The organism is Marinobacterium lutimaris (genome assembly GCF_900108065.1).
Classification (GTDB): Bacteria; Pseudomonadota; Gammaproteobacteria; order Pseudomonadales; family Balneatricaceae; genus Marinobacterium_D; species Marinobacterium_D lutimaris.
Window position 1 is genome coordinate 23756 of record NZ_FNVQ01000006.1, and the last position, 22224, is coordinate 45979.

Genomic DNA, 22224 nt, shown 5'->3' on the forward strand with positions numbered 1-22224 from the left:
TCGCTGCAACAGAGGCTTAATCGCTGACGAGTATCCGCAGCGCCACTCCCGCTGCAGCGGTGCGGTTTTCCACTCCCAGTTCCGGATAGACCAGTTCCAGGTGCTTGTTCACCGTACGCGGGCTCATGCCGAGGATCTCACCGATCTCCTTGTTGGTCTTGCCGTTGGCCACCCAGTAGAGCACTTCGGCGGCCCTGGGTGTCAGATCCAGGCGAGCCTGCAGCAGGGTCGGGCCCGTGCCGTCTGACTCATCCACCAGCTTGAGCAGGTAATCGCCGTTCTCCTGGCGGCTCACCAGGCGCACCGCCAGTGGCTGGGGCAATCCTTTCAGCGACAGCCGTTCATTCAGCCCAGGTGTGCTTTGTAACCACTGCGCCAGCTGCGGCTCCAGTTTGTCACGCACCCGGTTTTCATCCACATCGGCTCTGGCCAGCAGCGCATGAGCCTGGGGTGTAGCCCAGCCGAAACGCCCTTCCGCCGTAACGGTGATCAGATGCTGGCCGGTGGTATCCAGCGCAGAGTAGGCGTTTTGCGTCATTCGCGCGTTGCTCAGGTGCACGCGCATCCGCGCCAGCAGTTCATCCGGGTTGATCGGCTTGGTGAGGTAGTCAACGCCACCCACATCCAGGCCGCGCACCACATCCTGGGTATCGGTCAGGCCGGTCATGAAAATCACCGGTATCGCGCAGAGATCAGGGTCCGCCTTCAGCGCCTCGCAGGTTTCGAAGCCGTTCATATGCGGCATCATCGCGTCCAACAGGATGATATCGGGCCGCATTCGCCGGGCGATGCTCAGTGCCTGCCGCCCCTCCAGCGCCACCAGCACGTCGAGCCCCGCGACTTCCAGCGTATCGTTGATCAGACTCAGGGCGTCCGGCGCATCATCGACCACCAGCACCAGATCCTGTCGTTCACTCCATTCACTCATTTGGCCTGCCCCAGATATTCGGCCAGCCGGCCGAACTGCATTCCATCAGATAACTGTGTCAGGTGCGCCAGCTGCGCGCTGCTGAGCAGCTCAGCCTCCTGAATCTGCTCCAACACCTGCCGCACACCGCGGCGATAGCCGATCTCCGCATAGCCGCGCAGCTCACGGACCAGCGGATGATCCGGCACCTCTTCGCCAGCAGCGGAGGTCAGCGGCACCAAGGTCTCAGCCTTCACCGGCTCAGGCGCTTTCGCCTGTTTGCGGGCCCAATCCAGCTTTAAAAAATGGCCAATCCGGTCCAACAGCAGTTGGCTGCTGACCGGCTTCACCAGGTAATCGTCATACACGGCGCTGCCCGCTGGCTGACGACGCTGTTCCTGTACATCGGCGGAGAGCATCAGGATCGGTTCTGAATGCCCCTGGCGGCGCAGTTCCGCCGCCAGATCCAGCCCGTTCATTCCCGGCATGGAGATATCGAGCAGGAACAGGTCCGGCTTCACCTCTGCCATCAACGTAAGGCAGGCGGCGGCATCACGCGCCTCGAAAACCCGGAAACCCAGGGGCTGCAGCATATCGGAGAGCAACCCACGCAGCACCGGATCATCATCCACCACACAGACCGTCTTGCGCTCACCCGCATAGCCGATAACCGGCTCCTGCACCGCCACGGCTGCCGGTGTATCCACCCAGGGCAGCATCAACGAAACCTTGAAACGGCTTCCCTCACCGGGCGTACTGGTAGCCTGGAGGTCGCCACCCATGATCTCGGTGAGCAACTTCACGATGGTCAGGCCCAGGCCGCTGCCCGGCAGATCCGCGGTGGAGGCGGTGCGCACCCGCTCGAACGGATCGAACACCCGCTCCAGATCGGCCTTGTCGATACCAACCCCGGTATCCTCGATCACGAATTCCGCCACCTGGTTACGATATCTCAGCCGGAAGCGTACTTCGCCCTGTGGGGTGTACTTCACGGCGTTGGAAAGCAGGTTGATCAGGATCTGGCGCAACCGTTTTTCATCGGTCATCACCACCTGGGGCAGACGTTCTGGCACCTCGGAGATAAAGTTCACCCCTTTCTGCGCCGCCTGGAAGGCAAACATCTGCTCCAGCTGCACAATCAATTCCGGCAGCAGCACCGGGCCGCGGCAGAGCTCCAGCCTGCCCGCTTCGATGCGGGAGATATCCAGCAATCCCTCGATCAGGTCCGCCAGGTACTGCCCGCTCCTGTGGATAATTTTAAGCCCTTCGCTATCGGCCTTCTCCAGTGAATCACGCCCCTGGATCAGCTGTGCATAACCGATGATCGACTGCAGTGGTGTGCGCAACTCGTGGCTTATACCGCTCATATACCGGCTCTTGGCTTCGCTGGCGCGCTCGGCCACCTCTTTCGCCGCCTGCAGCTCACGGTCGGTCTCTTCGTGGGCCTCGATCTCCTGCAGCAGCTTCAGCGTCTGCCGGTTGGACTCCTGCTGCGCCACCACCCGGCTCTCGTGGGCCAGCAGGAACAGCCAGGTCACCACACCGGCGACGATCAGCAATACAAAGAATAGAGTTATCAGCGCCTGCGCCAGCAGCTGCGCCATCTGCGGTGTAGCCGGGTCCATCTGTCGGTAAACGATCGCCATCAACCCCGCCAGCAGCAGCGTGACGGTCAACAACAGGCTGACAAAGCGCCCCAGGCGGGAATCGATCCGACGAATCCATTTCGGCGAGAAAAACAGCCGCAGAAAACCCACCACCTGGTGACCAAAACGGGCCTCGGGTTTGCAGCTGTCGAGACAGCGCGAGTCCAGCGAGCAACAGAGCGAGCAGATCGGCAGCTCATAGGCCGGGCAGTAGCTCATATCCTCATGCTCGAAGCGGTTCTCGCAGACACCGCAGGTGTGGCGGTTCGCCTTGCCCTCAGGCAGCAGTTCAAGAGTGAGAGAGTCCCTGGCCAGATAGTAACGCCCGCCAGTGGCCCAGCCGATCAGCGGCACCATGACAAAGCAGACACCAAGACTGATAAAATGACTTAACGTGCGGGCTACGTCGCCAAAAAGACCGAGATAAGCCAACAATCCGATCAATACGGCCGTGGCCATGGAGCCTACACCCACCGGGTTTACGTCATAAAGATGGGAGCGTTTGAACTCCACCTTTTTCGGGCTCAGACCGAGCGGCTTGTTGATCATCAGATCCGCCGACAGCGAACCCAGCCAGCTCACCGCGACGATGGCAAATACGCCGAGGATCGCTTCCAGCGCCTGGTAGATGCCCAGCTCCATCAGGATCAGCGCGATGGTCACGTTGAACACCAGCCAGACCACGCGACCCGGGTGGTTATGGGTCAGCCGGGAAAAGAAGTTGGACCAGGCGATGGAACCAGCATAGGCGTTGGTCAGGTTAATCTTCATCTGCGAGATAATCACCATCACCCCGGCAATCAGCAACGCGGCACCTTCCGAGTGGGTCAGGTAGTTAAACACCCGCTGGTACATCAGTGTCGGATCGGTGGCCGCAACCACCGAAGCGGTCTCGGAGAAGATCAGGTAGGCCAGGAAAGAGCCCAGCAGCATCTTGATCGCCCCGATAAATACCCAGCCCGGCCCCGACAGCAGCAACCAGAACCACCAGCGTTTGCGGTTTTCCCGGGTTTTCTCCGGCATAAAGCGCAGGTAGTCCACCTGCTCACCGATCTGCGCCACCATGGCGAAAAACACCGAGGCCGCAGCGCCGAACAGCATCAAATCGAAACCGGCGCCGTGCTCCAGCCCCCGGGGTACGAAGTTGGTCCAACCCTCGTAACGCTCCGATTCATGGGCGATCACCAGCCCCAGGGCGCTGACCTGCAACAGTAGCCAGATCGGTTGGGTTCCCACCTGGAAACGACTGATGGCGGTGATACCGTGGGTCACCACTGGTATTACCGCGATGGCACTGAGCAGATACCCCAGCGCCATCGGAATACCGAACAGCGCCTTCAGCGCGGCGGCCAGAATAGCCGCCTCAATGGCAAAGAAGATAAAGGTGAAACTGGCGTAGATCAGCGAGGTGATGGTGGAGCCCAGGTAACCAAAGCCGGCCCCGCGGGTAAGCAGATCGATATCCAGGCCATTTTTGGCGGCGTGATAGACGATCGGTACGCCGGTCACAAAGAAGAGCGAGCAGACCACCAGAATGGCGACCAGCGTATTGGTAAAACCGTAGGCCAGGGTCACCGCGGCGGCGATCCCTTCAAGCGCGAGAAACGCAGTGGCGCCGAGCGCGGTCATCGCCACGCGCTCGATACTCATCTTGCGCCCCTGGCGGGCGGTAAACCTGAGGGCGAAATCCTCCAGCGTCTGGTCCGCTACCCATTTGTTATAGCGGCGCCTGACCTTGTATATGCGTTGCGTCGCGCTCATGCCGGTGCAAACTTCCCCGATTCGCCGCCAGGCATCGAAATAGTGCCCACCGGGTAAAAAGACGATCTTACATCATAAAGGAAGCCCGCTCCGGCGGCAGGTGCTTTCTTCATCTATATATAAGCATCTACTAAAAACGATATACCCGGGCTGTAAGTGCGGCAATACTGGTTGAACTCCAGAGAGCGCTGTAGAATCCCCCCTCCACCTGACCGGCAAGCCCAAATTCGTTTCTCAAGGAGTTTTACCGTGCCCGGTAGCAAAATAACCTTTCTGATCGCTGTGGCGGTCGCTGCAGCGATCTATTTCCTGACGCCCTATGACCCGGCCCTGCGTACCGGCCTGGCCGTTCTGGCGCTGGTCGCAATCCTGTGGATGACCGAAACCTTCCACATCACGGTCACCGCGCTCCTGATCCCGGTACTGGCAGTATTGACCGGAATATTTTCGACGGCCGATGCGCTGAAGAACTTCGCCAACCCGATCATTTTCCTGTTCCTCGGCGGTTTCGCCCTGGCAGCGGCGCTGAATGAACAGGGGCTGGACCGCTACATCTCTACTCATGTGCTGAGGATCGCGCGCGGCCGTCTGGGCGCTGCAGCGATGCTGCTGTTCGTCACCGCAGCCGGTCTGTCGATGTGGATCTCCAACACCGCGACCACGGCGATGATGCTGCCGCTGGTACTGGGCCTGCTGAAGCAGCTGCCCTATGAAGACAACAAGCGCACCTACTGGTTTGTCCTGCTGGGCCTGGCCTACTCCGCCAGCATCGGCGGTATCGGCACCATGGTGGGCAGCCCGCCCAACGCCATCGCCGCTGCGGCCGTGGGACTGACCTTCCTTGACTGGCTGAAGATCGGCCTGCCGATTGTGATTGTCTCCTTCCCGCTGATGATCCTGATCCTCTGGCTGGTGATGCGCCCTGACCTGAACCATCACTTCGAGCAGGCGGAAGACCACGAAAAACTGAACGGCGCGCAGTGGGCAACCCTGGGTGTATTCGGTCTTACCGTCTGCCTCTGGCTGTTCAGCAGCCCGATCTCCAAGCTGGTGGGCGTTACCAAGGGCTTTGACGCTCTGGTCGCCGTATTTGCCATCCTGATGCTCTGCATGCTCAAGCTGGTGACCTGGAAAGCGGTTGAGAAGTCTGCCGACTGGGGCGTACTGCTGCTGTTTGGCGGCGGCCTGACCCTGTCAGCCATGCTGAAAGAGACCGGTACCAGCCTGTTCCTGGCAAACGGCATCAGCGACATGCTTCACGGCGCGCCGATGGTGCTGTTTATCCTGGTGGTTGCGGCCTTCGTGGTGATGCTGACCGAGATCGCCAGCAACACCGCCAGTAGCGCACTGCTGGTGCCGATTTTTGTCGGTATCGCCGGCGCCATGGGTATGCCGGAGGTGGTGATGGCGATGGTTATCGCGGTAGCGGCGTCCTGCGCCTTCATGCTGCCGGTGGCGACACCGCCCAACGCCATCGTCTATGGCTCGGGTGCTGTGCCCCAGTCGCAGATGATGCGGGCGGGTGTGGTGCTGAACGCTGCGATGACAGCCGTAATCACCGCTGCTGCGATGATGATGCTGTAAGAGTTGGATCTTGATTAAGGGGGGGCTCGACCTGAGCGCCCCTATCAACCGCGCTGCTCACGACTCATTACTCAAAGAGCGGCGCGGTGTTTCCTCAAAGAGCGCTTAAAAGCCTTTCCTGAAGTATCTTCCCTGAAGAGCACTCACCCTTCTGCCGGCGGCAGACGCCGGATGTGCCCATCTGCATCGATAGCCACCTGCACACACTCACAGGCAGTGACCTTGCGCGGCACCTTGCCATCGGGACAGAGCCCCCAGCATTCAACCTCAATGCGCAGCGAGCTGTGGCCACGTTCCAGCACCCGGGTGTAGAAGGAAAGAATTGTCCCCTGCAGCACCGGAGACATAAACGTCATGCGGCCCACCGATACAGTGGCGATACGGCCCTGGGCTTCCTGCCCTGCACGAATCTCACTGGCGAGGACCGCCTGAGAGCTGACCCAGCCACCATAGACATCGCCAAACATGTTCACGGCGTCATGTCCGGCAGGCAGCTGAAGGCTGAGTTCGCCTTCCGGTCGCAGCAGATGATCGTTCTCGTCAGTTCCCATATCACCTCCAATTAATATAAAGCTGGCTCTCGCTCCGGCCACCAGGGCCTCCATGCAACCAACTGCACCTATGATAATCGATTCGCAGATTAACCAAAGAGGACATTAAAAAAATCTCTATACCCAATTGGCGACTGTAACAAATCAGTCATCTTTCAGATCTATAGTGCCGCCCTATCAAGCTTCGATTCAAACACTAGAGTTTTAAGAGGGAATCAGAATGACTATGCGTAACAAGGCACTTGCTATCGCACTGACCGCTGCATCCGGTCTCGGTATGGCAAACGCCGCCGTTGCTCGTGACACCATCAGCATCGTTGGCTCATCCACTGTATACCCGTTCGCGACTGTTGTAGCAGAGCGCTTTGGTACCAACACTGAGTTCAACACTCCTAAGCTGGAATCTACCGGTTCAGGCGGTGGCATGAAGCTGTTCTGCGCAGGCATCGGTACTCAGCACCCGGACATCACCAACGCTTCCCGTCGCATGAAGCCGTCCGAGTTCGAACTGTGCCAGAGCAACGGTGTTGAAGAGATCACTGAATTCCGCATCGGTTCTGACGGTATCGTTATCGCCAGCTCTAACGAAGCAGAAAACCTGGACATCTCCCTGAAGCAGCTGTTCCTGGCTCTGGGCGCCAAGATCCCGGTTGACGGCAAGTGGGTTGCTAACCCGAACAAAAACTGGAGCGACGTTGACTCCAGCCTGCCGAACAAACCGATCCGTGTAATGGGCCCGCCGCCGACTTCCGGTACCCGTGACTCCTTCAACGAACTGGCCCTGGCGGCTGGTTGTGACGAACTGCCGGAAACTGCAGACCTGAGCAAGGACGATCACAAAGCGAACTGTGAAAGCATCCGTGAAGACGGCGCCTTCATCGAAGCTGGCGAGAACGACAACCTGATCGTTCAGAAACTGATCAGCGATCACGGAATGTACGGCGTATTCGGCTTCAGCTTCCTGGAAGAGAACGCTGACCGTCTGCAGGCTGCCAAGCTGAACGGCATGGTTCCGACCGCTGAAGATATCGCTGCCGACAAGTACCCGGTTGCCCGTTCACTGTTCTTCTACGTGAAGAAAGCACACATCGGTGTTGTTCCGGGTATCCAGGAATACATCAACGAGTTCACCAGCAACGGTGCCCTGGGTGCCAACGGTTACCTCAAGGATGTAGGTCTGATCATCCCGCCGCGCGAGCAGCTGGCTAACCTGATGGACAAGGCTGAAAACCTGACCAACCTGACGATCGAAGAGCTTCAGTAAAACGTCAGGATCAACCTGGTCCTACAGGGTGTGGTCCTTATAAAAGGCCCACACCCTTTTGCACGTCTGGAGCGAGAAAAATAAACTCTCCTTTTCAAGCCGTGCAGGCGCCTCAAATCCACTGATTAGAGCGCCCCACAGAAACATCGCAGACAGGTAGATACATGCAACCGGCAAACCTGCTTCTTATCACGCTGGCATTCGCCGCCATCGCTTACGGGCTCGGCTACTTCCGCTCCCGCGCACTGGCAATGCCTCTGGGTGGGATCCGACATCTCAAGTCGCTTCCTTTTTACTATGGCGCACGCGCCGCACTCTGGTGCGGTATTCCGGCTCTGATCGTTCTTGGACTATGGGCGGCCTTTCAGGGGCACGTTATCCAGACGCTCGTCATTGGAACGCTGCCGGAAAATCTGCTGCCGGGTAATGAGGGCGAGGCCAGCCTGCTGCTCAGCAAGATCAGCAACATAGCCTCCGGCGCTCTGCCGAAGGATTTTGCGGATCCGGCCATCGTCGCGGCTGCAGATCTGCTGGTCCACCTGCGTGAACAGAGCCTGATGTACATGACCGCACTGGTAGTCGCGGTAGCTGTACTTGCCGGTTTTATTGCCTGGGTTCGAATCCATCCGACTCTGAATGCCAGGGTTCAAGTTGAAGCCACGCTGAAATGGATATTCTTCTCCTGCGCAGCTCTGGCGATTCTGACCACTGTCGGCATCATCTTCTCTGTGGCGCTGGAAACATTCAGCTTCTTCCAGAAGATCTCGTTTATCGACTTTATTTTCGGTAGCCACTGGAGCCCGCAGACCGCTCTGCGCGCCGACCAGGTTGCTGCCGAAGGTGCCTTCGGCATGATCCCGCTGTTCACCGGGACCCTGCTGATCTCCTCTATCGCTATGCTGGTGGCGGTACCTGTGGGCCTGATGTCCGCGATCTACCTGTCCGAGTACGCCAACCCACGCGTGCGTGGCATCGTTAAGCCGCTGCTCGAGATGCTCGCCGGTGTACCGACGGTGGTTTATGGCTTCTTCGCCGCACTCACAGTGGCGCCGTTTATCAGCGATCTGGCCGCCAGCCTGGGTATCGAAGCCTCATCGCAGAGTGCGCTGGCAGCCGGTGCGGTCATGGGCATCATGATCATCCCGTTCGTTTCTTCACTGTCGGACGACGTGATCAACGCCGTGCCCCAGTCCCTGCGTGACGGATCCCTGGCACTGGGTGCGACCCAGTCGGAAACCATGAAAAAGGTGATCTTCCCGGCGGCACTGCCCGGCATCATGGGCGGTATTCTGCTGGCGGTATCCCGCGCCATCGGTGAAACCATGATCGTGGTGATGGCGGCTGGTCTGGCGGCAAACCTGACCGGTAACCCGCTGGAAACAGTGACCACCGTAACCGTTCAGATCGTGACCCTGCTGACCGGGGACCAGGAATTCGACAGCGCCAAGACGCTGGCTGCATTCGCGCTGGGTGCAATGCTGTTCCTGTCCACGCTGGTGCTGAACATTCTCGCCCTGCATATCGTGCGCAAGTATCGGGAACAATATGACTAATCACACTCAGGCGGAGATCGTCCGCAAGTCACTGAAAAAGCGCTATCGCAAGGAAAAGCGGTTCCGCGCCTACGGCATCCTGGCTATCGCCATTGCCCTGTCGGCACTGGTGGTGCTCTTTACCGATATCATCGGCAAGGGCTACACCGGTTTTATGAAAACCAGCCTGAATCTGGAGGTCGAGCTCAACCAGGAGATGATGTTCCTGGATGATGCCACCGATCCGAAGCAGATCCGCATGGCCGACTTCGTCGAGCCGCTGGTACAGGCGCTGATGAAAGAGATTCCGGGCGCCACCGAGGCTGACCGGGATGAAGTACGTACGCTGATCAACCCGTACGCATCCGCAGACCTGCGAGAAGCCCTGGTCAACAACCCGGAATGGCTGGGTACCACCCGTGAGATGAACCTGCTGGCTCACACCGACGTGGACGTTTACGTCAAACACGCCGGTGACAGCGCCTACTCCATCAAGCTGTCTGAACAGCAGCGCGAGTGGGTCGATCAGCTGGTGGAGAAAGGCGTGGTTGAAGTCGGTTTCAACGATACCTTCTTTGAGGGTGGTGACTCCCGTGATCCGTCACGTGCCGGTATCCTCGGCGCCGTTGTTGGTTCACTGCTGACCATGTTTATCACGCTGATTCTGTCCTTCCCGATCGGGGTGGCTGCAGCGATCTACCTGGAAGAGTTCGCACCGCAGAACAAGCTGACCGACTTTATCGAGGTCAACATCAACAACCTGGCAGCGGTACCGTCGATTATTTTCGGTCTGCTGGGTCTTGCGGTGTTTATCGGCCTGTTCGGTATGCCGCGCTCGGTGCCGGTAGTGGGCGGTCTGGTACTGACCCTGATGACGCTGCCGACGATCATTATCTCGAGCCGCGCAGCGATCAAGAGTGTTCCGCCTTCGATCCGTGAAGCGGCTGCCGGTATTGGCGCATCAAAAATGCAGGTTGTACTGCATCACGTCCTGCCGCTGGCCCTGCCGGGTATGCTGACCGGCTCCATCATCGGTATGGCGCAGGCACTGGGTGAAACCGCACCGCTGCTGCTGATCGGCATGGTCGCCTTTATCGTGGATGTCCCGGGAGGCTTCCTCGACTCGGCTACCGTCCTGCCGGTCCAGGTTTTCCTGTGGGCAGGCAGCCCGGAGCTGGCCTTTATAGAACGAGCTTCGGCCGCCATCATGGTGCTGCTGAGCTTCCTGATCAGTATGAATGCATTAGCCATCTGGCTGCGTAAACGCCTTGAGCGCCGGTGGTAAGGAGATCTGAGATGACAAGTATTCCTGCAAATGCAAATATGTCCGAAAAAACCCTCCACGATGAGAATCAGGAGCTGCCGACCTTGGCCGAAGAAGCAAGTCATACCGGCGAATCGATCGTCGAAGGAAAAACCGTCGGCACTCCGTACGCAGACGACGCCAAATTCAAGCTGCGCGACGTAGAAGTGTTCTACGGCGAAAACCGCGCCATCAAGAGCGTAAGTCTGGATATCGCCACCAATGAAGTAATCGCCTTCATCGGCCCTTCAGGTTGCGGTAAGTCCACCTTCCTGCGCAGCCTGAACCGCATGAACGACAGCGTCGAGAGCTGCCGCGTCAAAGGTACCCTCGAGCTGGATGGCCAGGATCTGTATGACCCGCGCCAGGATGTGGTTGAACTGCGCGCCCGCGTGGGCATGGTGTTCCAGAAGCCGAACCCCTTCCCGAAGTCGATCTACGATAACGTCGCCTACGGCCCGCGCATCCATGGCCTGGCCAACCGCAAGTCAGATCTCGATGACATCGTCGAGAGCAGCCTGCGTAAGGCCGGTCTCTGGGATGAGGTGAAGGATCGTCTGGATGCGACCGCAACCGGCATGTCCGGCGGTCAGCAGCAGCGTCTGTGTATCGCCCGTACCATCGCCGTGAGCCCTGAAGTTGTACTGATGGATGAGCCCTGCTCAGCACTGGACCCGATCGCTACCGCCAAGGTGGAAGAGCTGATCGCAGAACTGTCACAGAGCTACACCATCGTGATCGTGACCCACTCCATGCAGCAGGCGGCGCGTGTTTCTCACCGTACCGCCTACTTCCACCTGGGCCACCTGGTCGAGGTAAACGACACCAGCACCGTGTTCACCGCTCCCGAACACCAGATGACCGAATCCTACATCACCGGCCGCTTCGGCTGAGCCGGTTCAGGTTTTCGATCCAGGGGCGCTCATTTGAGCGCCTTTTTTGTAACTTAAAAGTAACAAATTCTCATTACCCTGCCGGATTCATAGTCCCGCAGGAGTTGTTATGTTTGGCACTGTCCGCTTTCGGATACTATTTTTTGCAGCTCTCTGCCTGCTGGCACTGGCGGGCCTTGCCGCTCTCTCCTGGAGCATCATCGTTAAGGCCGAAACGGCGTCCAATAACCTGATTGAGCAGCAGCTCAAGGAAAGCTGGTTATTGAGCGACCTGGGCCAGGATCACCATCGGCTGCAGGATCTTGCCTACAAGACCAAGGGCCAACTGCTGCTCTGGGACGAGATCACCCCCAGCTTTACCGAACTTAGAGAGTCCCTGCCCCAACACTGGCAGGCAGCCTCCGACAACCCTGGTCTCAGCGAATGGACCAACGCACACCAGGCTGACTTTGAGCGCGTGATCGCGCTGATGGAACGGATGGTCGAGGGGATCGAGGCCAAAAGCTATTACCAGATCGGCAAGGTGGTCGATTTTGACCTGGTACCGGCCATGGAGCCGATGCTAAGCGCCATCAGCGAACGTCAGCGTACCAACCGCGAAGATTTGTCCGGCGCCGCACAGGGCCTGATCAGCTTCCTCGCTGACCAGCAGAACTTTCTGTTCATCGGCTCCGGTGTATTTCTGATCATCGTGATCGGCATGACACTCTGGCTTAACCGGACTGTGATTATCCATCTGCTGACCATGGAGCGGGGTCTGATTACCATGGAGCGCGATGCGGACCTGCGCACCACACCGGAACTCAAGGGCAAGGATGAGGTGGCCAATGTCAGTCAGGCTATCCGTCGCCTGGTAGAGCGTTTCCGCCACTTTATCGCTGATATTCAGCAGGCAGCGACCGCCCTGACCGAGCGCTCCTCTCAGTTGGACGCCGAGGCGGAATCACTGCAGAGCACCTCCGGCAAGACCCTGCAGCTGATCAATGACGTGAACACCTCGATGGAGAGCATCATCGATCAGACCGAGTCGATCGAGACGGCGATGGGTCACTCACTGGCTACGGTCAATGAAGCGATCGCCGCCAACACCGAAGCCCAGAAAGGGATGGCCAGCAGCGCCCGGGCCGCCGAAAATACCGTGGAGATCATCGCTCAGGTGGGCGACTCGATCACCTCCCTGACCGAATCCAGCGGCAAGATCAGCCAGGTGATCGATATCATCGCCGAGATCGCCGAACAGACCAATCTGCTGGCACTTAACGCAGCGATCGAAGCGGCCCGCGCCGGCGAGCACGGCCGAGGCTTTGCGGTGGTAGCCGATGAGGTCCGCGTGCTTTCCCAGCGCACCGCAGATTCCACCCGTGATATCCGCCAATGGGTAGGAGACCTTTCCGAGGGTGTCGAGGGCGTGGGCCGACAGCTCGATTCCATGCGTGCAGCGGGCAACGAAAACCGCGCCCATATCACCACACTGCACAGTTTCCTCGAGCAACTGCAGGGACGTTTCATCGAAATGGAGCGCCACAGCGAGGGCGTCAGTAGCGCCATCGCTACTCAGCGCGACGAAAGTGGCCGCATCGGCCGGCGTGCTCAGGCGCTACGCGAGAGCGCCGATTCGCTGGGTCTGTGCGTAGAGAATACGCGCTCGGTTAGCGATGCCCTGCGGCAGGAGTCGGGCTCCATGCAAACACTGATCGCACGCTTCAAAACCTCGTGAAAAGCACTGATTTTTTATGGTTTTTCACGAAACTGTCACAAATGCAATGTACGTTGGCAGCCTCTATAATTTCGACTGATGTTAAAGCAAAAGTTGAATCCGAAGTTTACCCAATTCCCCAGTTTCCAGGCTGCCACAGACCCCGACGGAGAGCGTAACCGTGCAACACGAAGAGGATAGTTACTCCAATCATATTTCCCACCAGTTCAACGAAGAACTGGAAACGATCCGCACGCAGATGCTGACCATGGGTGGTATCGTGGAGCGCCAGGTCTACGACTCTATTGAGGCGTTGCTGACCAGCGATGAGGAGATGGCTGAGCAGGCTCGTTTGATCGACCGCCAGACCAACGAAATGGAACTTCTGATCGATGAGCAGTGCACCAAAACCATCGCTCTGCGCCAGCCAGCGGCCTCCGACCTGCGTCTGATCATCTCGATCAGCCGTGCGGTAGCCGACCTTGAGCGTATCGGTGATGAAGCGACCCGCATCGCCCAGCAGGCGATCGAGATGGCCGGGGATAGCAGCTCTTCCAAGCATGGTTTCCAGGAAGTTCGTCATATCGGCAACGTGGTGCGTGACATGGTACAGGACGTACTCACCGCCTTTGCCCGTAACGATCTTGAGCTGGCTTACCGCGTGGCCAAACAGGATCGTACCGTCGACCAGGAATATCGCACCGCCATGCGTACTCTGGTGACCTTCATGATGGAAGATGTGCGTTCAATCTCCAGCATCATGAACGTGATCTGGGTGCTGCGTAGCCTTGAGCGTATTGGCGACCACGCCCGCAACCTGGCCGAGCACCTGATCTACCAGGTCAGCGGCACCGACGTGCGTCACCAGAGCCTGAAAGTGATGAAGAAAACCGTGCGTGAGGGAACTCAAGCGCAGGACGACGACAGCGACGACGACGACGATAACTAAGTAGAGTAAGGCCTGGCCTTACTCTGTGTTGTCATCGGCTCCAGGCTCTTGTGCATCAGCTCGGGGCCAATAGTCGGCCAGCGGCGGGAAACGGGCGATCAACCCCTCCCGCCCCATCTCGCGCAGGCGCGCGATATTGCGCTCAGGTATCTGCTCCGGATCGGCATAGCTTGCCAGCGCGCGGCTCATCTCATCCTGACGGATCAAGTGCAGCGTCGGGAAAGGCGCGCGATTGGTCCAGTGGCTTAGATCGTCCGCATCCACGCCCTCAAACAGATAGCCCGGATGGAAACTGGCGATCTGAAACAGATCCTCCACACCCGCCTGCTCCAGCAGGGCTTCGGCATCCGCCACCAGATCCAGAAACTCCTCGAAATCCTGCAACAGCCAGGGAGTGATCACCAGCGTTGTGGATAACTCCGCCTGCGGTGTCTCCACCAGGTCCGACAACTGCTGCAGAAAGTCTCGCAGCAGGTCATCTTCGTTGCCCGCTTCGGATACGTGATAACGAATGGTCTCGTTGCGCACCACCGGCGCGGCGAACGGGCAGAGATTCAACCCCACCACCATGGCTTCGACCCAGGCTTGGGTCAGTGTGCGCGCCTGTTCGACCAGACGCTCATCGCTTGCAGTGCTCATAGGACAGTCCTAACTCAGGGATGCTGATGATACACTCTTGCGCGCCGGATTCACCCGCTGCCAATCCAGCAACTGCAGAGGCCAATGTGAAAGCGAACCGCCCCCAGCCCGAAACAGCGCGTCATTGGCGCCAGCTGAAACAGCCAATCTGGGCGCCGCGTCATCTGCGCCGCTGGCTCACCGACCACGGCTCGCTGACTCGGCTGCTCAAACGTGCCAGCAAAGGCCGTTTCTCCGTGCGCGTGGTGCGCCAGGGCTATCACCGTCCGGGGCCCGCCGAGGCTGCTGCGCTGCGTCTGAGGTCACGTCAGCAGGCGTTGATTCGTGAGGTCTATCTCTGTGGCGCTGGCGAGCCCTGGGTCTATGCCCGAACGGTAATCCCGGTCACCACGCTGAGTGGAAGCCACCGCACCCTGAAACTGATAGGCAGCCGCTCCCTGGGCTCACTGCTGTTCCGCGACCCGAGCATGCAGCGCCAGCCATTGCAGATCGCCCGTCTGAACGAAGGGCTCTGGGCGCGGCGTTCGGTGTTCCACCTGGAACGTAAGCCGCTGCTGGTGTGCGAGGTTTTTCTGCCGTCGCTGGAACACATACAATATCCGGCCTGCTAACACCGGCTGACCGGACGCACTGTTAATATAAGTCAGGCGTAACTCCGTCAGGCGCGCTTTCTACAAGAGGCTTTAAGGCGATGTCGAACACTAACAGCCAACAACCCGGCAAACTCGCCCTGTACATTCAGCTGATGCGCGCCGACCGCCCTATCGGCACCTACCTGCTGCTCTGGCCCACGCTCTGGGCGCTGTGGATCGCCGCCGAAGGCGTGCCGCCGCTGAAGCTGCTGGTGATCTTCTCGCTGGGCGTCTGGCTGACCCGCTCCGCAGGTTGCGTTATCAATGATTACGCCGACAGACATTTTGACCGCCACGTAAAACGCACCAAGGACAGGCCCCTAACCACGGGCCGCGTCAGCGAGCGCGAAGCTCTGAGCCTGTTCGCCGGCCTGATGCTGGCCGCTTTCGTGCTGGTACTGTTCACCAACGGCATGACCATCCTGATGTCTTTCGCCGGCCTGGCTCTGGCGTTCGTCTATCCGTTTATGAAACGCCACACCCACCTGCCGCAGGTGGTACTGGGCGCCGCCTTCGGCTGGGCGATCCCCATGGCGTTCACTGCTACTCAGGAGCAGCTACCGCTGATTGCCTGGCTAATATTCCTGGCCAAGCTCGCCTGGACCGTGGCCTACGACACCATGTACGCCATGGTGGACAGGGACGATGACCTGAAGATCGGTATCAAATCCACCGCCGTGCTGTTTGGCCGTCAGGACCGCCTGATGGTGGGCCTGCTGCATCTGGTCGCACTGGGGCTGTTGATCGTTGTCGGTCACCTGGCGGGCCTTGGACTCTGGTTCCACCTGGGCCTGGCCGGCGCCGCCGTGCTGTTTGTTTATCAGCAGTGGTTGATCCGCCATCGCGAGCGCATGCCCTGCCTGAAAGCCTTCCTGAACAACCACTGGGCTGAACTTCTGGTATTGCTGGGCATCATCGCTGATTACGCAGTGAACTGATAACGCACTTTCGTCGCCTGATTCTGCTATTGTCATATTTGTGTAACCTAAACGTCTTGTAATAGTCGCGATTAATAACAGCAGAATTTTTAGAGGCAGAGACTGATGTCTGCATCAAAACGTGTGTTGATCGTTGACGACGAAGCTCCGATCAGGGAAATGATTGCCGTGGCCCTTGAAATGGCCGGTTATGAGTGTCTGGAAGCGGAAAACGCGCAGCAGGCCCACGCCCTTATCCTGGATAAGAAACCGGATATGGTGCTGCTGGACTGGATGATGCCGGGAACCAGCGGTGTCGAGTTCGCCCGCCGCCTGCGCAAGGATGAGGTCACCGCCGATGTGCCGGTGATCATGCTGACTGCCAAAACAGACGAAGATAACAAGGTCAAAGGGCTTGAAGCCGGCGTCGACGACTACATTATCAAGCCGTTCTCCCCGCGTGAGCTGGTCGCTCGCCTGAAGGCCGTGCTGCGCCGCGCTACCCCCAAGGGCGTCGAAGAGCCGGTCACCGTTGACGGCCTGAGACTGGACCCTGTCTCCCACCGCGTCACCGCCGATGCTGCACCGATCGAGCTGGGCCCAACCGAATTCCGACTGCTGCAGTTTTTCATGACCCATCAGGATCGTGCATACTCGCGCAGCCAGCTGCTCGACATGGTCTGGGGCGGCAACGTTTACGTCGAAGAACGGACGGTCGACGTGCATATCCGTCGCCTGCGCAAGGCGCTTGGCGAGCGGCATGATTATCTGGTACAAACCGTCCGCGGTACCGGATATCGCTTTTCTTCACAGGTCGCCTGAACCTTATCAGCGACCTTAGGGACATCTTAGGGACATGAGGTCTTATGCGTCACTCCAGTAATCCGATGATTTTACCCCTTGCGGGTACGGCTCTTGTGGGAGTGGTAATCGGCGGCCTGGTTTCCTACCCGGGCTGGGGCCTGGGTATCAGCCTGCTGGCATGGAGCCTGCTGCAGGCACGCCATTACAACCGACTGATGAAATGGCTGTCGAGGGAGCTGGATGAGCTGCCTCCCGAGGATACCGGCCCCTGGGGCGATCTCCTCGACCAGCTGGCACGACGCCATAAACGCGGGGTAATCCGCGAACAACGGCTGCAATCTGCAATCAGCCGCTTTCAACAGTGCACCGCAGCTCTCTCTTCAGCCATCGTCATCATCGACCGCGACAACCACCTGGAATGGTGGAACCGCGCCGCGGGCAAACTGCTCGGTATAGACGATCGCGACCGCGGCAAATCGATCTTCAATATCGTCCGCGACCCTCGCTTTATCCGTTATTACCGCAAGGGGGTGTACCAGGAACCTCTGCAGCTGATATCACCCAATAATCACGACATGTACCTGCAGTACCAGGTACACCGTTTCGGCGACGACGACCGCGTCCTGGTGGCCCGTGACGTTACCCGACTGTTCAAACTGGAACAGACCCGTCAGGACTTCGTCGCCAATGCCTCCCACGAGCTGCGCACGCCGCTGACGGTGATCAGCGGGTACCTGGAAACCTTCCTCGATCAGGAACTGCCCCGACCGCTGCAGCGCGGTATGAGCCAGATGCAGCAACAGGCGAAGCGGATGGAAAGCCTGGTGGCAGACCTGTTGCTGCTATCCCGCCTGGAAGCGACCCAGCACACCAGCGACGAGCAGCCGATCCATATCCACTCGCTGATCGCCCAGATCCATCGCGACGCGGCCGACCTGTCAGCCGACCGCGAACACAGTTTCAACCTGGATATAGACCCGGATTACGACCTGATCGGCCAGGAGCTGGAGCTACAGAGCGCCTTCTCCAACTTGGTGTTCAACGCCGTGCGCTACACGCCGGAAGCCGGCAATATCGAAATCAGCTGGCGCGTGGATGCCAAAGGCGGACACTTCAGCGTCAAAGACAATGGTATCGGCATCGATCCGATCCATATCCCGCGTCTCACCGAGCGCTTTTACCGCGTCGATGAGAGCCGCTCATCGGCCAGTGGCGGCACAGGCCTGGGCCTTGCGATCGTCAAGCATGTACTGATGCGCCACGGCGCCCAGTTGAGTATCGAGAGTCGCAGCGGGATGGGCAGCACGTTCAGCTGCCACTTCCCGTCGGATATGATTCGCAGCATCAAGCAGGTCGCCAACGGCCAGCACTGATCAGCCTCTGACTACCGCGCTACCTGTGGCGCCGGCAGTTTTGATGTGGCTGTGTTCTTCCACCCAGTAGATAGTGGCGCCTACGACCGCTGCCGGCATGATCAGCAGGTTCACAAGCGGAATCAACATGCCCACCTGCACTACCGAACCAAAGCCTACCGCGGTGAAGCGATGCGATTTCAGCAGCCGCTTCATCTCGGGGAAGCTAACCTTGTTGTTATCCATCGGATAGTCGCAATACTGAATCGACATCATCCAGGCACCGAACAGGAACCAGACAAAAGGCATCACCAGGTTGATCACCGGGATAAAACTCAATACCAGCAGAACCAGCAGCCGCGGCAGGTAATAGAGTAGTTTCTGCACCTCGCGCTGCAACGACCGGGGTATCATTTTCACCAGCTCCGCCCAGCCTTCATCGGTACTCACCGTACCGCGCAGCTTACGCTCCACCATCTCCGACAGAAAACCGTTGAACGGCGCGGCGATAAAGTTCGCCACGATGGAGAAGCTGTAATAGACCACCACCAGTATCACCAGCGCCAGCAGCGGCCAAAGCAGGTAACGCAGAAAGTCCAGCCACTCCCAGGCGGGCAGCCAGGCATTCATCATGTAGTCGATCCAGTTGCCGAACTGGTTGATCAACAGCCAGATGGCGCCGCCAAAAAGCAGCACGTTGATAACCAGTGGGATAAGTACGAAACTGCGGATACCGGGTTCGGGCAGCATCGCCAGTCCGCGCATAAAATAGCTGGCGCCCCTGACGGGATTGGCACTCATAGACCCTCCTCAGGCCATAAAATAAACGGTAAAACGTAAAGCAACGGCGACCAGCATCAGGGTCAGGCCGACACGGTTGATTCTGAACTCCAGCGGTGTGAAGCTGATCAGCGGCTGCCAGAAACGCAGCACGGCGTGCCAGTCCTGGGTCCGTTTGACGTAAAGACCCAGCGAGGTCAGAAATACCAGCAGGCCGCCCCAGAACAGAAACGGCTCGATCATGGCCAGATAGATCATCGCAATCCTTCTCAAGCACTTGGGTTGGACCGGGGACTGCTGAACTGACGCACAGGCCCCGCCTTTTTCAGTGAACGGAGATTAACATGAAAGCGATACGACTCCACGCCTTCGGCACAGCGGAAAACCTGACCCTGGACGAGGTGGAGACGCCGCAACCGGGCCGCGGTGAAGTACGGATCCGCAACCGCGCCGCGGGCATCAACCCAATCGACTGGAAAACCTGCGCCGGTGGCGGCGCCAGTGCTGCTATCGGTGAGCTGCCGTTTATCCCGGGCTGGGAATGCGCCGGTACGGTGGACAAGGTCGGTGAGGGTGTCAGCGACTTCAAGGAGGGCGACGAGGTATTCGCCTTTATCCGCTTCCCGGAAGCCGCTGGCTGCTACGCCGAATACACCTGCGCACCGGCGAACCAGATCGCACTGCGTCCCGAGTCCCTGAGCGCTGAAGCGGCAGCCGGTCTCGGTCTTGCCGGCCTGACCGCCTGGCAGGCGTTGCACGACAAGGCACAGGTCAAAGAGGGGCAGAGAGTACTGGTATTGGCTGCCGCCGGTGGCGTCGGCCATATCGCCGTGCAGCTGGCCAAGGCGGCCGGCGCCTATGTGATCGGCACCGCCTCCGCTGCCAACCAGGATTTTATCCACAGCCTGGGCTGCGATGAGTGTATCGATTACTCCAGCGCCAACCTGGCGGTCAGCGTCAACGATGTGGATATCGTTATCGACGGCGTCGGTGGCGACACCGCTATTGAGGCGCTGCACTGTCTGAAATCAGACGGCATTCTGGTGACCCTGCCATCGGTGACTGCTGCAGAGGTGATGGCAGCGGCAGAGAAGGGGGGTTATCGCGTGCTCGGTATCCGCGTCGAACCTAACGGCAGCCAGCTGGCGGAACTGGCGGCACTCGCAGGAGACGGCAAACTGAGCCTGTCACTGGGCGGCTCTATTCCCCTGGCAGAGGTAGCCCGCGCCCATCAGCTCAGCGCCAGCGGCCATCAGCGCGGCAAGCTGGTACTGAGCATCAATTAGATCCAGCGACAGGTTACTGGCCGGCGGCCTCTGCGTTCTCGGTCAGTAGCCCAGCCTGCGCTGGGTTATTACTGCAGAAATACTGCTGCTGGCGCAGCAGCACACGGCAACCCTCACCACGGATATCCTGATCCCAGCAGGTTTCCCGCGCCCAGACTTTCTCCTCTTCGGTTTTCTCTTCCTGGTAGGCAGGCACGTTGTCACAGAAGGTCGCTGAGTCTGAAGCGGTCTCCAGGCAGGCATTCAGAAACTTGCCGTAGCGAACGGTGCAGCTGAAGCCGGTACACTGGGTATCGAACTCCTGCAGCGCCTCATCCAGACACTCCTGCTGATCGTGGGTGCGGCCATACTCAAGCCCCGCCTCGCGGTAAACCAACGCGTCTTCGGCGCGTTCCCGGTTGAACTCCTCGACAATAGAATCTTTCTTGAGCCAGAGATAACCCACGCCCAACACCGCGATCGCCAACAGCGTCAGCAGGATCTTTTTCATCATTGCAGAGACTCCGGAAAACTCAGGAACGGCCCTTGTAAAGACCGATAAGACTGAAGAAAAGGCCCACCACAGACAGCAACATGCCGCCGTTGACCAAGAGCGGATGACGCATCATGAAAGGAACAAAGGGATACTCGCCAGAGGAGACGCACTGGGCTTCGGCGTAGTGCCAGGCGCCGCCGCCATCGAGACAGGCATCCACCTGAGCCTGTTCAATCATGTACCCGGCCATCAGCGCCAGCGGCGGAACAATCAGCAGCAAAAGACCCAGTCGCAGCATGAAGGAAGCTATGGACAAGTTCATGGCATCTCAGGCTTACAGGCTGGCTCACTATCAAGGCGGACTTTTGCAGGCGTAGTGGCGCTACGGCAAAAAAGTCCAACGCAGCGAGTGGGCCAGCCTGCAAGCCCCGGAGGGCGCGGCATGAAGCACCCATCTACGGCGTTGAGCTTTTTGCCAAGGGCTACTGCCATTGGCGGCAAAGCTCGCCTTGCATCTGGGCACTTCATGCCACGCTGAGACGCTATAGAATTGGTCATAGCTTCCTTATGCGTCTTCGTCACTGATACCGATATTGCTGACGCCTTCGTTTTCAGCAAGTGTACGAAGGTCACGGATAAAGGCCGCATTGGGCTGGCGCTGACCACGCAGGCGCTCCAGCACCTCTTCGCGGAAGGACTCTTCATCCAGCATCAGCTCATGGGTGTTGATAAAGCGTACCAGCTCCTCATCGGACATCTGGTCATCGCCTTCGCTGATTTCGATAAACCCGGCGACACACTCATGGGAAAGGCTGGCCACTTCCAGCGCCTCGGCCGCATCGCCTTCGATGACGCAGGTGAGGGTGGAGTAAAGTGCAACCACCGCCGCATGTGCCGGCATGGCGCCGTACATATCGAACTCTTCCAGGTCCGGGATGTTAGCCTCGACATTGTCGAGCTGAACCTCGGCATTGATACGCGAGCCGGTGCCGGCGAGCTGATTCCAGACTCCGTCGAGAATGCTGCGCAGCTGCTTGTGATCGCCAAACTCCATCAGTCGCGAAAACAGCAGGAAGTTGGGGAACATACGTTCGCTCAATGCCGCTGAGAAAGCGACGAGCTGCCAGCTTTCCAGTCCATTGAGTTGTTTGTCGAGTTTCAGCGGCTCACTCATCTTATCTCCGGTCTAATCAGATCGATCGGGCTTGGTCCCATATTGTACGGCTTGAACGAGGATACCAACAGGCTGATAC

General features: G+C 58.8%; 21 protein-coding genes. 12 read left to right on the top strand and 9 right to left on the bottom strand.

What is annotated here, in order from left to right; genetic code table 11:
- Positions 1-16: 16 nt before the first annotated feature.
- The gene (locus C4S72_RS21595; protein ID WP_104005280.1) at positions 17-928 is read right to left on the bottom strand and encodes a response regulator transcription factor; all 912 of its coding nucleotides are present in this window, start codon (positions 926-928) and stop codon (positions 17-19) included.
- Positions 925-4314 carry a hybrid sensor histidine kinase/response regulator gene (locus C4S72_RS21600; protein WP_104005281.1) on the bottom strand — a complete coding sequence of 1130 codons (3390 nt, stop codon included), beginning with the start codon at positions 4312-4314 and terminating at the stop codon, positions 925-927. The genes C4S72_RS21595 and C4S72_RS21600 overlap by 4 nt, the downstream gene beginning before the upstream one ends.
- A gap of 249 nt (positions 4315-4563) precedes the next feature.
- Between C4S72_RS21600 and C4S72_RS21605 the strand changes: the two genes are divergently transcribed.
- The gene (locus C4S72_RS21605) at positions 4564-5898 is read left to right on the top strand and encodes a DASS family sodium-coupled anion symporter (protein WP_200826859.1); all 1335 of its coding nucleotides are present in this window, start codon (positions 4564-4566) and stop codon (positions 5896-5898) included.
- A 143-nt stretch (positions 5899-6041) separates the two neighbouring features.
- Here the strand turns inward: C4S72_RS21605 and C4S72_RS21610 are convergent, their stop codons facing one another.
- Entirely contained in the window at positions 6042-6449 is a 408-nt protein-coding gene (locus tag C4S72_RS21610) for an acyl-CoA thioesterase (RefSeq protein ID WP_104005282.1), read from the bottom strand.
- Positions 6450-6669: 220 nt separating this feature from the next.
- Here C4S72_RS21610 and C4S72_RS21615 point away from each other — a divergent pair, with 220 nt between their 5' ends.
- From C4S72_RS21615 to phoU, 6 genes are all read left to right on the top strand, one after another.
- Positions 6670-7713, top strand: coding sequence for a substrate-binding domain-containing protein (locus C4S72_RS21615; RefSeq protein WP_235009235.1), 1044 nt, complete (start codon positions 6670-6672; stop codon positions 7711-7713).
- A gap of 164 nt (positions 7714-7877) precedes the next feature.
- Positions 7878-9266: a phosphate ABC transporter permease subunit PstC gene (gene pstC / locus C4S72_RS21620; RefSeq protein ID WP_104005283.1), complete on the top strand. Its 1389-nt coding sequence runs from the start codon at positions 7878-7880 to the stop codon at positions 9264-9266.
- A complete protein-coding gene (pstA, locus tag C4S72_RS21625) occupies positions 9259-10530 on the top strand; it encodes a phosphate ABC transporter permease PstA (protein WP_104005284.1) in 1272 nt (423 codons plus the stop codon). The genes pstC and pstA overlap by 8 nt, the downstream gene beginning before the upstream one ends.
- Before the next feature lie 11 nt (positions 10531-10541).
- Entirely contained in the window at positions 10542-11441 is a 900-nt protein-coding gene (pstB, locus tag C4S72_RS21630) for a phosphate ABC transporter ATP-binding protein PstB (RefSeq protein ID WP_235009236.1), read from the top strand.
- Between the two features lie 109 nt (positions 11442-11550).
- Positions 11551-13158, top strand: coding sequence for a methyl-accepting chemotaxis protein (locus C4S72_RS21635; protein WP_104005286.1), 1608 nt, complete (start codon positions 11551-11553; stop codon positions 13156-13158).
- A 160-nt stretch (positions 13159-13318) separates the two neighbouring features.
- Complete coding sequence (gene phoU, locus C4S72_RS21640; protein WP_104005287.1) at positions 13319-14086, top strand: phosphate signaling complex protein PhoU; 768 nt, start codon at positions 13319-13321, stop codon at positions 14084-14086.
- Positions 14087-14104: 18 nt separating this feature from the next.
- Here the strand turns inward: phoU and C4S72_RS21645 are convergent, their stop codons facing one another.
- Positions 14105-14725 carry a DUF1415 domain-containing protein gene (locus tag C4S72_RS21645; RefSeq protein WP_104005288.1) on the bottom strand — a complete coding sequence of 207 codons (621 nt, stop codon included), beginning with the start codon at positions 14723-14725 and terminating at the stop codon, positions 14105-14107.
- Positions 14726-14751: 26 nt separating this feature from the next.
- On the opposite strand from C4S72_RS21645, the gene C4S72_RS21650 reads away from it, so the two are divergent.
- From C4S72_RS21650 to phoR, 4 genes are all read left to right on the top strand, one after another.
- Positions 14752-15336: a chorismate--pyruvate lyase family protein gene (locus C4S72_RS21650; RefSeq protein ID WP_104005455.1), complete on the top strand. Its 585-nt coding sequence runs from the start codon at positions 14752-14754 to the stop codon at positions 15334-15336.
- A gap of 80 nt (positions 15337-15416) precedes the next feature.
- Complete coding sequence (ubiA, locus tag C4S72_RS21655) at positions 15417-16295, top strand: 4-hydroxybenzoate octaprenyltransferase (protein WP_104005289.1); 879 nt, start codon at positions 15417-15419, stop codon at positions 16293-16295.
- A gap of 105 nt (positions 16296-16400) precedes the next feature.
- Positions 16401-17096: a phosphate regulon transcriptional regulator PhoB gene (phoB, locus tag C4S72_RS21660; protein WP_104005290.1), complete on the top strand. Its 696-nt coding sequence runs from the start codon at positions 16401-16403 to the stop codon at positions 17094-17096.
- A 44-nt stretch (positions 17097-17140) separates the two neighbouring features.
- A complete protein-coding gene (gene phoR / locus C4S72_RS21665; protein WP_104005291.1) occupies positions 17141-18451 on the top strand; it encodes a phosphate regulon sensor histidine kinase PhoR in 1311 nt (436 codons plus the stop codon).
- On the opposite strand, the gene cysZ is transcribed toward phoR, so the two are convergent.
- Both cysZ and C4S72_RS21675 read right to left on the bottom strand, forming a co-directional pair.
- Positions 18452-19231, bottom strand: a complete 780-nt coding sequence (gene cysZ, locus C4S72_RS21670; RefSeq protein ID WP_104005292.1) for a sulfate transporter CysZ — start codon at positions 19229-19231, stop codon at positions 18452-18454.
- A gap of 9 nt (positions 19232-19240) precedes the next feature.
- Complete coding sequence (locus C4S72_RS21675; RefSeq protein ID WP_104005293.1) at positions 19241-19468, bottom strand: hypothetical protein; 228 nt, start codon at positions 19466-19468, stop codon at positions 19241-19243.
- Positions 19469-19554: 86 nt separating this feature from the next.
- On the opposite strand from C4S72_RS21675, the gene C4S72_RS21680 reads away from it, so the two are divergent.
- A complete protein-coding gene (locus tag C4S72_RS21680) occupies positions 19555-20496 on the top strand; it encodes an NADP-dependent oxidoreductase (protein WP_104005294.1) in 942 nt (313 codons plus the stop codon).
- Between the two features lie 13 nt (positions 20497-20509).
- Here C4S72_RS21680 and C4S72_RS21685 read toward each other — a convergent pair whose 3' ends face one another.
- From C4S72_RS21685 to C4S72_RS21695, 3 genes are all read right to left on the bottom strand, one after another.
- A complete protein-coding gene (locus C4S72_RS21685; protein WP_104005295.1) occupies positions 20510-20989 on the bottom strand; it encodes a hypothetical protein in 480 nt (159 codons plus the stop codon).
- Between the two features lie 19 nt (positions 20990-21008).
- Positions 21009-21293: a hypothetical protein gene (locus tag C4S72_RS21690; protein ID WP_327332988.1), complete on the bottom strand. Its 285-nt coding sequence runs from the start codon at positions 21291-21293 to the stop codon at positions 21009-21011.
- A gap of 243 nt (positions 21294-21536) precedes the next feature.
- Entirely contained in the window at positions 21537-22145 is a 609-nt protein-coding gene (locus tag C4S72_RS21695) for a YjaG family protein (protein WP_104005297.1), read from the bottom strand.
- Positions 22146-22224: the final 79 nt, after the last annotated feature.

Coding starts and splice junctions, on each gene's coding strand:
- C4S72_RS21595 (WP_104005280.1), bottom strand. CDS start 928: ATGAGTGAATGGAGTGAACGACAGGATCTGGTGCTGGTGGTCGATGAT.
- C4S72_RS21645 (WP_104005288.1), bottom strand. CDS start 14,725: ATGAGCACTGCAAGCGATGAGCGTCTGGTCGAACAGGCGCGCACACTG.
- C4S72_RS21615 (WP_235009235.1), top strand. CDS start 6,670: ATGACTATGCGTAACAAGGCACTTGCTATCGCACTGACCGCTGCATCC.
- C4S72_RS21600 (WP_104005281.1), bottom strand. CDS start 4,314: ATGAGCGCGACGCAACGCATATACAAGGTCAGGCGCCGCTATAACAAA.
- phoB (WP_104005290.1), top strand. CDS start 16,401: ATGTCTGCATCAAAACGTGTGTTGATCGTTGACGACGAAGCTCCGATC.
- C4S72_RS21675 (WP_104005293.1), bottom strand. CDS start 19,468: ATGATCTATCTGGCCATGATCGAGCCGTTTCTGTTCTGGGGCGGCCTG.
- C4S72_RS21690 (WP_327332988.1), bottom strand. CDS start 21,293: ATGAACTTGTCCATAGCTTCCTTCATGCTGCGACTGGGTCTTTTGCTG.
- ubiA (WP_104005289.1), top strand. CDS start 15,417: ATGTCGAACACTAACAGCCAACAACCCGGCAAACTCGCCCTGTACATT.
- pstB (WP_235009236.1), top strand. CDS start 10,542: ATGACAAGTATTCCTGCAAATGCAAATATGTCCGAAAAAACCCTCCAC.
- phoR (WP_104005291.1), top strand. CDS start 17,141: ATGCGTCACTCCAGTAATCCGATGATTTTACCCCTTGCGGGTACGGCT.
- pstC (WP_104005283.1), top strand. CDS start 7,878: ATGCAACCGGCAAACCTGCTTCTTATCACGCTGGCATTCGCCGCCATC.
- cysZ (WP_104005292.1), bottom strand. CDS start 19,231: ATGAGTGCCAATCCCGTCAGGGGCGCCAGCTATTTTATGCGCGGACTG.
- C4S72_RS21650 (WP_104005455.1), top strand. CDS start 14,752: ATGATACACTCTTGCGCGCCGGATTCACCCGCTGCCAATCCAGCAACT.
- C4S72_RS21610 (WP_104005282.1), bottom strand. CDS start 6,449: ATGGGAACTGACGAGAACGATCATCTGCTGCGACCGGAAGGCGAACTC.
- C4S72_RS21685 (WP_104005295.1), bottom strand. CDS start 20,989: ATGATGAAAAAGATCCTGCTGACGCTGTTGGCGATCGCGGTGTTGGGC.
- pstA (WP_104005284.1), top strand. CDS start 9,259: ATGACTAATCACACTCAGGCGGAGATCGTCCGCAAGTCACTGAAAAAG.
- C4S72_RS21635 (WP_104005286.1), top strand. CDS start 11,551: ATGTTTGGCACTGTCCGCTTTCGGATACTATTTTTTGCAGCTCTCTGC.
- C4S72_RS21695 (WP_104005297.1), bottom strand. CDS start 22,145: ATGAGTGAGCCGCTGAAACTCGACAAACAACTCAATGGACTGGAAAGC.
- C4S72_RS21680 (WP_104005294.1), top strand. CDS start 19,555: ATGAAAGCGATACGACTCCACGCCTTCGGCACAGCGGAAAACCTGACC.